The sequence below is a fragment of the Marinagarivorans algicola genome, from assembly GCF_001292705.1.
GTDB lineage: Bacteria > Pseudomonadota > Gammaproteobacteria > Pseudomonadales > Cellvibrionaceae > Marinagarivorans > Marinagarivorans algicola.
In genome coordinates, this window is sequence record NZ_LGAK01000061.1 from 1 (window position 1) to 11,492 (window position 11,492).

An 11,492-nucleotide genomic window follows, 5' to 3' on the forward strand; every position below is an offset into this window, starting at 1 on the left:
ACAGTCTTTAGGGTATTTTTTAAATTTTTAATAATGCTATTTTTGAAGAGCTAACTACGGGGTTGCCTGCGCCTACTTGTTAATTCCCACTAAAAAGCAGCCCTGAGTTGTTAGAATAGTTGATATTTTGTAACTTTCAGCCAAGCTGACAAACCTTATTCGATAGGGGGCTGATAGATTGTTTTATATTGCTGTTAATACCGGATTGCTGTTAATACTGGGAGAAAGGATCAGGCTTTACACCTGCGTAGGGGCATGCAAAATGAAACATTGTAGGAATACAACGTGGAGGAACGTAAAGTTGCCGATGGCTTGAGCAGTCTAGTCAGTGACTCATTAGCGTCTAATGTCGGTATTTCTGAGTATTGACTAGAAGACTAAGGTTTAAAGTGCGTGAAGTGCCGAGTATGCCTAGGGTACCCCCATAAGCAATAGTCGGCACTTCATGTTACATCGTCATGATGGATCGCTCGGTGTGTTTAAAGAAGTCTTTTAAGTAATCGATGAGCAAGCGCAGTTTTTTAGCGCTAGTATTACCTGGAGGGAAAACACCAAATACGTTAATGTCTTTGAGTTGGTAATCATCGAGTACCGACTCAAGCGAGCCAGCTTTAATTTTAGGGTAGGCATCATACATCGGAATACGGCCCAGTCCATGCCCACCTTCGATGAAAGCGGTACGTGCTGCGGCGTTGTTGGTGCTAATTGTGCCCTTTACGGCCACGCTAAAGGAGCGGCTGCCTTTGTTGAGCTCGATAGGCCCTGCGGTTAGCTTATAAATAATCCAGTCATGTTGCTCTAGGTCGGCAGGGGTCAATGGGCGGCCGTTTTTTTTGAAATAATCGGGTGAACCACATAGGCAAGTAGGTAGCGTCCATAGTTTGCTAGCTTGTAGGCCCGAGTCGGGCAGCGGTGCGCCGCGTATGGCGAGGTCAATACCTTCTTGTATGATGTTAACGACCTCATCGGTGAGCATGACATCGAGCTCAATTTTAGGGTAATGACGGCGAAATTCATTGAGTGCGGGTACAACCATCTGTAGGCCAACATTTACCGGGCAGGTGATTTTTAAGCGACCTTCGGGCTCATTTTTGAGGTTTTCCATTTTTTGGTTAGCCGCTTGGGTTTGCTCGGCAATAATGCGGCACGACTCATAATACTCAGCGCCAGCCTCGGTTAAGGCAATCGAGCGGGTAGAGCGGTTGAGCAGCCTGACGCCCAGCTGAACTTCGAGTTTTTTGATGTGGTAGCTCACCACTGCGCGCGATAGGCCAATGTGCTTAGCGGCGGCGGTTAAGTTACCTTGCTCTACAACCTGAGCAAATACCACCATGCTTTTGAGTTGTTCAAAGGAGAGGTTCATAGTGTTAATTCAAATATTGGACTTAAAAAAGGGTCTACTTTTAAAGAGGATTTATAGACTCTATTGTATCAATTATTAAAACAATGTAGATCATTTTATCTTCATTGTTAGATGTAGTGCATAGATATAGACTGATTACATTGTTTGCCAGAGCTGCTTTTGCAGTGATTCATCACAAACCACCGGAGAACGACATGTCTACTTTAAATGCAAAAAAAGTGTTAATGGTTATCACCTCACATGCTGAGCTAGGTGATACAGGCGAAAAAACAGGCTTTTGGGTTGAAGAAGTTGTAGCACCTTACTATGCCTTTGTTGATGCCGGTGTACAGGTTACCTTGGTATCGCCAGCCGGCGGCCAGCCACCTATTGATCCTAAAAGTGAATTAGAAGACTTTCAAACCGAATCGACCAAGCGTTTTGATAGTGATGCTGCAACACAAGCCTTGTTAGCGAATACCGCAAAGCTTGCCGATGTTAGCGCAGACGATTACGACGCAGTTTTTTACCCTGGCGGTCACGGCCCATTATGGGATCTCACCGACAATGCCGATTCGATTGCATTAGTTGAAGCTTTTTTAGCCGCTAACAAGCCTGTGGCGGCTGTTTGTCATGCTACTGCGGCATTTTTAAATGTCAAAGATAGTGACGGGAACTACTTTGTTAAAGGCAAAGCGGTCACCGGCTTTAGTAATACCGAAGAAGAAGCCGTGCAATTGACCGATGTCGTGCCATTTTTGTTAGAAGATGAGCTTGTTAAGCGTGGTGGCGAGTACCAAAAAGTGGCTGATTGGAATGCGTTTGCGATTAAAGATGGCTTACTCATCAGTGGTCAAAACCCGGCCAGCTCAGAGTTGGCAGCGCAAAAACTATTGGCAGCACTTGCGTAGTTGCACACACAATATATTTCTATTAATGAATTGATGTCACTATTTAGCAAGTGAATAAAGCTCGCCTAGTCAGATGCCGGCAGATTGTTTGTTGGGTATGTATTGCCGGCTTTGTGCATCTTTTAACGGGTTACTGACTTTAATAGTGACACAGTTTTAGCGAATCATTAGCCTGCTATCGTGGTAAACCCAGTAGGGTGACAAGCCTGATATGGAGGCAATAGAGGATAATTTTATGCTTAATTTTAGTTTTCAAAATACTACGAAAATCCACTTTGGCGAAGGCCAAATTCAAACGCTAGGCAGCGCCATCCCTAAAGATGCAAAAGTCTTGGTAACTTATGGTGGCGGCTCTATCAAAACTAACGGTGTCTACGAGCAAGTGGCGGCAGCATTATCGGAGCATACTTGGTTTGAATTTGCCGGCATAGAGCCCAATCCTACCTATGCCACATTAATGAAAGCGCAAGTATTAATTAAAGAGCACAATATTGATTATTTATTAGCTGTCGGTGGCGGCTCGGTTATTGATGGCACCAAATTTATTGCTGCAGCGGCTTTATTTGAAGGCGATGACCCTTGGGATATCGTGGTGAAGCAAGCGCCTATTCATGCTGCACTACCCATTGGGTGTGTATTGACATTACCTGCAACCGGTTCTGAATCTAATATTGGCTCAGTTATTTCGCGTGATGGCAATAAGCTACCCTTTATGCACGAGCTTGTGCGCCCCACTTTTGCTGTGCTCGATCCAGCCGTAACTTTGTCGTTATCTGATCGTCAAATCAGTAATGGTGTCGTTGATGCCTTTGTGCATACTATCGAGCAATATTTAACATATAGCGTGGACGGTAAAGTACAAGACCGCTTCGCCGAAGGTTTACTACAAACCTTAATTGAAGAAGGCCCCAAGGCGCTAGCGGCCGACACCAAAAATGATATTGCTGTACGCGGTAATATTATGTGGGCAGCCACCATGGCTCTAAATGGCTTAATTGGTGCTGGTGTACCACAAGATTGGGCCACTCATATGATTGGCCATGAGTTAACAGGTGCTCATGGTATTGATCATGCGCGTACATTATCGATTGTATTACCGGCTGTTATGAAGGTATGCACCGAGGCTAAACGCGAAAAGCTGCTGCAATATGCTGAGCGTGTTTGGCATATTACCCAAGGTGATGACGATACACGTATAGCGCAAGCGATTACAGCGACCGAGAAATTTTTTACGACTATGCAAGTACCTACACGGTTGAGTGATGTAGATTTAGGGGCTAGCGATATTGATCCTTTAATTGAAAAGCTCGTTGAGCATGGCATGGTTGCATTGGGTGAGCACGGCAAAGTTACGCCCGAAGTCAGTCGTGCTATTTTAACGACTGCATTAGCATAGTACGCAGTCACCTGACCAATATGAGCGCTGTGTGATTGAGGCTGCCGTCGATCGAGGTATGATTATTTAAAGTAATGTTTTTACTTTTTGAATACCAAAATCTGATCACGGCAGTTAATCGTACTTTGTTTTAATCGTACCTTGCCTTAATTCTACACTGCCACACCAAATAATAATTCTCACAACAAGTATAAAGGTAACGTTATGTTAACTGTTCATCATTTAAATCAGTCGCGTTCAACGCGTATTCTCTGGCTATTAGAAGAGCTGGCTATTGATTATAAACGTGTGGACTATCAACGTGATGCCGTTACACATTTAGCCCCTGATACATTAAAATTAGTACACCCATTGGGCAAAGCACCTATCCTAGTCGATGATACTGTCACGCTATGCGAGTCAAGTACCATTATTGAATATGTGTTGGATCAATATTCTGAGCAGCGCTTGCGCCCAGCCCAAGGCAGCCAAAGCTATTACCAATATTTAGAGTGGAGCCATTTTGCCGAAGGTTCTCTAGCTTTACCGGTTGTTACCAGTACACTGCTAAATATGGAAACACGCGATGGCCAGCAACCTATGGATGGTTATATCGCGAAAGAGGCCAATGTTGATTTTACCTATATCGATAACACCCTAAGCAAGCAGCCCTATTTTGCCGGCGATGAATTTACCGCAGCCGATATTATGATGGCTGTAAGTTTAGATATGGCTAGTCGTGTAGGGTTGCTTAAGGGTAAAGAGCATACATTGGCCTACCTTAAAAAAGTGCAGCAGCGCCCAGCCTACATTAAAGCAAAGAGTTTTGGTTAAATTGATTGAATTTGTTAAAAAGCCCTTCATTGTAAGGGCTTTTTTTGGTTAGAAAGTAATGCTTTTATTTTTCAGTTCGGCGTAAAGTGCTTTGGCTAGCTGGAGTGAAGCTATTGTCGCTAGTGCTAGATGCTAGGCCGTTAAATACACGTTATATCGCCCTTTAATATCAATTCTACTCAATGAAGCCTAAGATGTTAAAATAAAAGATTAAATTTAAGCCACCCGAGTCTACTTTGAGTCTATGATGCCTAGCACTTCAAGCACGCTTCCCGCTCTACTAAAAACCCACTTTGGCTTTGATGCTTTTCGCGAAGGTCAACAAGAGGCTATAACACATATTTTACAAGGCGACTCGACCTTAGCTATATTCCCCACGGGGTCGGGCAAGTCGTTATGCTATCAGCTGAGTGCTCTACAGCTACCTTATTTGACTTTGGTAGTTTCGCCACTACTGGCCTTAATGAAGGATCAGCTCGATTTTTTAAAATCCCGTAATATACCTGCCGCCAGCTTAGATTCCACCTTAACTTATGATCAATATGGGCAAGTGGTTGCCGATATTAAAAATAACAAAGTTAAAATACTCATGGTCTCGGTAGAGCGTTTTAAAAATGAGCGTTTTAGGGCATTAATGGAAGAGATTAGGCTATCTTTATTAGTCGTCGATGAGGCGCATTGTATATCCGAATGGGGTCATAATTTTAGGCCCGATTATTTAAAGCTCCCTAGCTATAAACAAGAATTTAATATTCCGCAAGTTCTTTTGTTAACAGCCACAGCGACTAAGCAAGTTAAATTAGATATGGCCAGTAAGTTTCATGTTGCCTCTAGTGCGATTATTCAAACTGGCTTTTATCGCAGCAACCTTAACCTGAATGTATTAGCCGTACCGCAAGCGCATAAAAACACCCAGCTCCAGCAGTTAATACACCAACATGCAGGTTGTAATGGTATTGTATATGTCACGTTACAGCATACCGCAGAGTCTGTGGCGAGTTATTTACAGCAGGCGGGTATCAATGCGAGTGCCTACCATGCTGGTATGAAAAACGAAGAGCGTGCGCGTATTCAAGAGGGGTTTATGCGCGGTGATATTCCTTTAGTGGTTGCGACTATTGCCTTTGGTATGGGTGTTGATAAAGCCGATATTCGCTATGTGGTGCATTACGATTTACCAAAATCCATCGAAAACTACAGCCAAGAAATCGGCCGAGCCGGGCGCGACGGTTTAGCCTCTAATTGTTATGTATTGGGTAATCTTGAATCCTTAAATACAATCGAAAACTTTGTATATGGCGATACCCCAGAGCAAGCGGGTATAGCGTTAGTACTCAATCATATTATTGAGCATCAGCAAAATGGCCAATGGGACATGCAGTTATATCAATTATCCAATGCGGCTAATATTCGCCAGCTAACCCTCAAAACATTATTAGTACAATTAGAAATGCACAACGTACTAACCCCTCTTTACACGTACAGCGCCGAATATTCGGTGAAATTATTATGTGATCAATCGGTTATTTTGTCTGCTTTTGAGGGCGAGCACCGCGGTTTTGTCGAGTGCATATTGCGCAATATTCAGTTTAAGCGTACTTGGGGCATTGTAGATTTTGATGGTATTTATAATGCTAGCGTAAGCCTTGGCGGTAGTGGCGCGCGCAAACGGGTGATTACTGCACTAGAGTATTTTAAAGATAAAGGCTGGATAGAGCTTAAATCCTCAGGTGCCGTCGAGGCGTTTGGGGTGAATACCACCGCCATTGATCAAGACCTTGCAGATCGCTTAGCGCAGCATTTTAAACAGCATGAGCAAAACGAAATAAAGCGCATTGCTTTAATGTTACGCTTTTTACAAAGCCGTCATTGTTTAAGTTATAGCCTAGCCAAATACTTTGACGACCAACATGCCCCGCAACAATGCGGCCATTGTAGTAGCTGTAAAGGGCAGGGTGCCACCTTTGCTGCACCGAGCACTCCGCAAGTCGATATCGCGTTACTTAATAGTACCGCAAAAGCGCTAATGGTACATTTGCAAACAAAAGGTGTAGCTACCCCCTCACGCGATTTAATAACTCGCTTTTTGGTGGGTATTAATGTACCAGTGTTTACCCGCACTAAAGCGAAAACAGTGCCGGGTTTTGGCATGGCCGAGGCAATGCGATATACGGCGGTGTATGAGGCTTTGAGTTTAATGATGTAAAAATCTTTAGATAGTATTGGTATGGCTATATCAAAGCTCTTTTTATATTGTATTAGTTTACGGCTAGATAATGTTTTAATGATACAGTACAAAGCCGTAGTGCAGCTGCACTTATGCTCGCAGTGTTGGCTTGCCTATTCGCTGAATAACCCCCCAACTTGTCTAGTTAAATTCTTAATGTCATCAAAAACGTATTGTTTTATGTGTTAGGTTATTTATACTCGATGTGTTTTAAATGTAGCCGTCTCTATCCTTTCTCGTCAATGTATGCGCCGCGCCAATGGCTTTGTGTATGTTTAAGGTGCAGGCTGGGCAGCTGTGATTAAAACACTTTAGTGATCATTTTTAGTGATAAAAATAACAAAGCAATGAATGAGGATTGAGTAAATGAAAAGATTAGTAATGGCCTGTGCGCTTGCTGGCGGTGCGCTGAGTATGCTAACCCACGCAGAACCTAGAACGGCATTTGTACATTTATTTGAATGGCAATGGAACGATATTGCCAGTGAGTGTGAAAATGTTTTAGGACCTAAAGGTTACAGTGCTGTTCAGGTTTCACCGCCACAAAAATCGATTAATGGCAGTCAATGGTGGACACGCTATCAGCCCGTGAGTTATGCCATAGAAGGACGCTCGGGTAGCCGTGATGAGTTTGCTAGTATGGTTAAGCGCTGTAAAGCGGTAGGTGTTGATATTTATGCAGATGCTGTCATTAATCATATGGCTGCTTGGGACCGTGATTTTCCTGAGGTGCCGTTTTCGCAATGGGATTTTCACGATTGCACAGGAGGCATTAACTACCAAGATCGCTGGCAAGTGCAAAACTGTGATTTGGTGGGCTTGAATGATTTAGCGACCGAAAAAGATTACGTGCAAGGTAAAATCGCCGATTATATGAATGATTTAACAAGCCTCGGCGTGGCGGGCTTTCGTATTGATGCTGCTAAGCATATGCCTGCAGGCGATATTGCAGCAATTAAAAGCCGATTAAATGGTAACCCGTATATATATCAAGAAGTGATTGGCGCGGATAACGAGCCGGTAAAACCTAGCGAGTACACCGGTATTGGTGATGTGACAGAGTTTAATTTTACCAAAACCATTGGATATTACTTTAAACGCCGTGGTGCATTAAAAGAGCTGAAAAATATTGGCTCATGGAGTAATTGGCTAAGCAGCGACAAGGCCATTACTTTTGTAGCTAATCACGATAACCAGCGCCAAGATACCGATAATACCATTACTCACAAAGACGGTAATAATGCGAATAATCTTGCACATATTTTTACCTTAGCTTGGCCTTATGGCTACCCCAAAGTCATGTCGAGTTATGATTGGAGCGATCATGATCAGGGCCCTCCGGGTCATGGTGCTAGCTCATGCTCTGGCGGTTGGCTTTGTGAGCATCGTAACCGTGAAATTGCGAATATGGTTTCTTTTCGCAACCATACAGCAGCGCAGTTTCGCGCTACCCACCAATGGGATAACGGAGGTAATCAAATTGCCTTTGGACGTGGTGGGCTAGGCTTTGTAGTGATTAATATGGATGGCAATCTGAATAGAAACTTTCAAACAGGTATGCCTAAGGGTGTGTATTGCGATGTGATTGCGGGTGACTATAACGCGGCCTCGCGCAGCTGCTCGGGGCGCACTATTACAGTGGATGATAATGGCTTTGCAAACTTTGAGGTGTACTACAACAATGCCGCAGCCATACATGTGGGCGCTATTGTAGGCGCCGGCGGTAACAGCGGCGGTGGTGACAATAGTGGTGGAAGCAATGGCGGTGATAATGGTAGCGGGACAGGCACTGTAAATACTACATTGACTTGTGCTAACGGCAATACCACTTTGGGCCAAAGCGTTTATGTTGTGGGTAACCGTGCTGAGCTTGGCAATTGGAGCCCGGCAAGTGCGGTGAAGTTAGATCCCGCCTCATACCCCATTTGGACGGGCACTATTGCATTGCCGCAAAATACAGCCATAGAGTGGAAGTGCTTAAAGCGTAATGAAAGCAATCCAGGTAATGACCTTGTTTGGCAAAATGGCGACAATAACATATTCAATACAGGTGCCAATAATTCACAAATTTCTGCAAGTTTTTAGTATTTCAAGCGTTCTGAAGCTAGTTGTTTTGCGATGTAAGCCGCTTATATAGCGGCTTTTCCATTATTTAACCAACCGTCTACAATATTAGGAACCAGTGCTGCCGCGTTGCCTTTGCGCAATTCATAGCCGGGGGGCGTCTTATCTAATTGCTGGGTAACAATAATTTTTTCGGCATCGATGCTAGCACCTTCTAAAATATGTGCAGCAGGGTAAACCAATAATGATGTACCTACGACCAATATTTTACTGGCAGTTTCTAGGTGTTTTTTAGATAGCTCGTAATGATGAATGTGCTCGCCAAACCAAACAATGTGTGGCCTAAGCTGGCTGCCGTTATCGCAGATATCACCAAACTGTATGGCTTTACCCTTATCGTATAAAAAAAGTGGAGAGTCATATTTACTACTGCGTGCATATTTGAGCTCTCCATGTACATGGATAACTTGCGTTGAGCCTGCACGCTCATGTAAGTCATCGACATTTTGAGTAATCACAATGACTTCATATTGTTCTTCTAATTTTGCAACAGCTTTGTGAGCGGCATTTGGCTGCGCTTCAAAGGCTTGTTTTCTTCTTTCATTATAAAAAGCCAAGACAACTTCGGGGTGTATGGCCCAAGCTTTAGGCGTTGCAACCTCTTCTAGTTGATAGTTATTCCAAAGCCCGTCAGAGTCGCGAAAGGTTTGTAAGCCGCTTTCTGCACTGATACCAGCACCTGTAAATACGACTATTTTTTTGGGGTTAGTTTGTGAGAGCATGAGAGATAGTTCCTTTACATCTTAAGATAGAAAATAGCCATTATTCAGCTAGGCTGGCAAATAACACCTAAATCTCAAGTGCTACGAGTATATAGTGCTCATGGATGGTTTGAGCAGCCCAGACAATGATGCATTGGCGTCCAATTTCAGCGACTCTGAACAGTTACGTATAATTTTAATCAATCATATTCTCATGAGCTGCTCTATTTGATAGAGTCATTCATTAGAACATTATTGATTGTTCTTGGCTGTTATTAATTAGCTTTAGGTTTTAACTCAACACTCACTAATATACCGTCAGCGGTAATGTATAGTGTTTTTTCGTCATCACTGAGTGTACAGTTAGCGGTGCGCTGGCCAGTACGTAAAATAGCTAAAACCTCGCCGTCGGGTGCGACAATCCATATTCCACCAGGGCCCGAGGTAAATAGGGTGCCTGATGAATGTACATGCAAGCCGTCAAAGCCACCTAGGTCTCCAGGGCGTTGAAATTGTGACGGGTTGCGAATTAAGCGCCGACCATGACTTAATGTTGCATCACTAGCAAGATTGTAAGCGTAAAGTTGTTGGTCAGTGATATACAACATATCTTCAGCAGGCGATAAGCCAATACCGTTAGGCTGATGATGACTATCAGTTAATAATTTGATATTACCGGCAGTATCCAAGCGATAAACGCCCTGATGAGAGAGTGCTTGATTACCACTGGGTAGACCATGTGTTGGGTCTGTAAAATACAGGTCGCCATTACTGGCTATGGTTAAGTCATTAGGCGCATTGAGGCGTAAGCTTTGGTATTGATCGGCTAAAGTCTCATAGATTTCGCTGGGAGCGTCGAGTGATGCAGTCATCTTGGCAATTCGCCGATCACCAGTTTGCGCTATAATCAGTTCATTGAGGCTATTAATGGCCATGCCGTTAGAGCCTTGAGGGCCATCGCCAAAGTGTAAGCCTGTTGATCCTGATGGTGATAAAAAGCGGCTAAGGCCCTCGGTGGGGTGCCATTTATAGGCGATATTCTCGGGTACATCAGAGAATAATAAAAATCCGCCTTTGGCGTACCATACAGGGCCTTCTGCCCATGTAAAGCCTTGAGCTAGCTCAATTAACTGCGTGTTTTCATCGACAAACTCATAGGCTTTTCCTGAGAGTATCTCAATGCTGCCGATTGTTTTAGGTGCTGGTCCAATTGAGCTACTGCTTTCAGAATTACTGCCTTCAGAACTACTGCTTTCAGAACTACTGCTTTCAGAGCTATTGCCTTCAGAGCTACTGCCTTCAGAGCTACTGCCTTCAGAACTACTGCCTTCAGAACTACTGCTTTCAGAGCTACTGCCTTCAGAACTACTGCTTTCAGAGCTATTGCCTTCAGAGCTACTGCCTTCAGAACTACTGCTTTCAGAGCTACTGCCTTCAGAACTACTGCCTTCAGAACTACTGCCTTCAGAACTACTGTAATTATCATTGCTAATCGAGCTAGCGCTTGAAAAAATGACTGGATTTGAACTTGAGCTATTTGTTGAACTGCTATTAACCAAATCCTTAAGGGAGGAGCTGTTGCTTGCTGAGTGGTCATTGATACTTGAGTTATGACTCGAGCTATTCAGTGAAGAGCTACTCTGTATAGCCATATCTGACCCTGTACAACCAATAAGTAAGCAGGCACTCACAATACTTGTCAATTTGACCAAGGAAAACGATGAAAAAAAATTGATGATGCTGCGTTGTTGCATAGGTTTGTCTCATGAATGGTTGTAGCTGTTATTGGTGAGGTTTACCAATAATATCGAGTGTTGTTGTTGGCAAGTATTGAGTTAAGATGTTACGTGAGTGGCGCTCGATTACATGTAATGGCATCAAATACACAATACCAGCCACTTTGTGTGAGGTACATTCAGTACTTGTGATGTAGTCGGCATATATTGAATTATGCAGCTTCGCTTTAAATCTATGCCGC

The 11,492-nt window shown here is 43.6% G+C and carries 8 protein-coding genes; 5 read left to right on the forward strand and 3 right to left on the reverse strand.

The window, feature by feature from the left end; translation table 11 throughout:
* Nucleotides 1-448 precede the first annotated feature (448 nt).
* Complete coding sequence (locus AC438_RS14915; RefSeq protein WP_053982059.1) at nucleotides 449-1,363, reverse strand: LysR family transcriptional regulator; 915 nt, start codon at nucleotides 1,361-1,363, stop codon at nucleotides 449-451.
* Nucleotides 1,364-1,557: 194 nt separating this feature from the next.
* Here AC438_RS14915 and AC438_RS14920 point away from each other — a divergent pair, with 194 nt between their 5' ends.
* From AC438_RS14920 to AC438_RS14940, 5 genes are all read left to right on the forward strand, one after another.
* Complete coding sequence (locus AC438_RS14920) at nucleotides 1,558-2,253, forward strand: type 1 glutamine amidotransferase domain-containing protein (protein ID WP_053982060.1); 696 nt, start codon at nucleotides 1,558-1,560, stop codon at nucleotides 2,251-2,253.
* 235 nt (nucleotides 2,254-2,488) lie between these two features.
* Nucleotides 2,489-3,649 carry an iron-containing alcohol dehydrogenase gene (locus AC438_RS14925; RefSeq protein WP_053982061.1) on the forward strand — a complete coding sequence of 387 codons (1,161 nt, stop codon included), beginning with the start codon at nucleotides 2,489-2,491 and terminating at the stop codon, nucleotides 3,647-3,649.
* 204 nt (nucleotides 3,650-3,853) lie between these two features.
* Nucleotides 3,854-4,462 carry a glutathione S-transferase family protein gene (locus AC438_RS14930; protein ID WP_053982062.1) on the forward strand — a complete coding sequence of 203 codons (609 nt, stop codon included), beginning with the start codon at nucleotides 3,854-3,856 and terminating at the stop codon, nucleotides 4,460-4,462.
* Between the two features lie 244 nt (nucleotides 4,463-4,706).
* Nucleotides 4,707-6,668 carry a RecQ family ATP-dependent DNA helicase gene (locus AC438_RS14935; RefSeq protein ID WP_053982063.1) on the forward strand — a complete coding sequence of 654 codons (1,962 nt, stop codon included), beginning with the start codon at nucleotides 4,707-4,709 and terminating at the stop codon, nucleotides 6,666-6,668.
* A 387-nt stretch (nucleotides 6,669-7,055) separates the two neighbouring features.
* A complete protein-coding gene (locus tag AC438_RS14940; protein WP_053982064.1) occupies nucleotides 7,056-8,774 on the forward strand; it encodes a carbohydrate-binding module family 20 domain-containing protein in 1,719 nt (572 codons plus the stop codon).
* A 44-nt stretch (nucleotides 8,775-8,818) separates the two neighbouring features.
* On the opposite strand, the gene AC438_RS14945 is transcribed toward AC438_RS14940, so the two are convergent.
* The gene (locus AC438_RS14945; protein WP_053982065.1) at nucleotides 8,819-9,535 is read right to left on the reverse strand and encodes an SIR2 family NAD-dependent protein deacylase; all 717 of its coding nucleotides are present in this window, start codon (nucleotides 9,533-9,535) and stop codon (nucleotides 8,819-8,821) included.
* A 254-nt stretch (nucleotides 9,536-9,789) separates the two neighbouring features.
* A complete protein-coding gene (locus AC438_RS14950; protein ID WP_156317106.1) occupies nucleotides 9,790-11,166 on the reverse strand; it encodes an SMP-30/gluconolactonase/LRE family protein in 1,377 nt (458 codons plus the stop codon).
* Nucleotides 11,167-11,492 lie beyond the last annotated feature (326 nt).

Coding starts and splice junctions, on each gene's coding strand:
- AC438_RS14915 (WP_053982059.1), bottom strand. CDS start 1,363: ATGAACCTCTCCTTTGAACAACTCAAAAGCATGGTGGTATTTGCTCAG.
- AC438_RS14920 (WP_053982060.1), top strand. CDS start 1,558: ATGTCTACTTTAAATGCAAAAAAAGTGTTAATGGTTATCACCTCACAT.
- AC438_RS14925 (WP_053982061.1), top strand. CDS start 2,489: ATGCTTAATTTTAGTTTTCAAAATACTACGAAAATCCACTTTGGCGAA.
- AC438_RS14930 (WP_053982062.1), top strand. CDS start 3,854: ATGTTAACTGTTCATCATTTAAATCAGTCGCGTTCAACGCGTATTCTC.
- AC438_RS14935 (WP_053982063.1), top strand. CDS start 4,707: ATGATGCCTAGCACTTCAAGCACGCTTCCCGCTCTACTAAAAACCCAC.
- AC438_RS14940 (WP_053982064.1), top strand. CDS start 7,056: ATGAAAAGATTAGTAATGGCCTGTGCGCTTGCTGGCGGTGCGCTGAGT.
- AC438_RS14945 (WP_053982065.1), bottom strand. CDS start 9,535: ATGCTCTCACAAACTAACCCCAAAAAAATAGTCGTATTTACAGGTGCT.
- AC438_RS14950 (WP_156317106.1), bottom strand. CDS start 11,166: ATGGCTATACAGAGTAGCTCTTCACTGAATAGCTCGAGTCATAACTCA.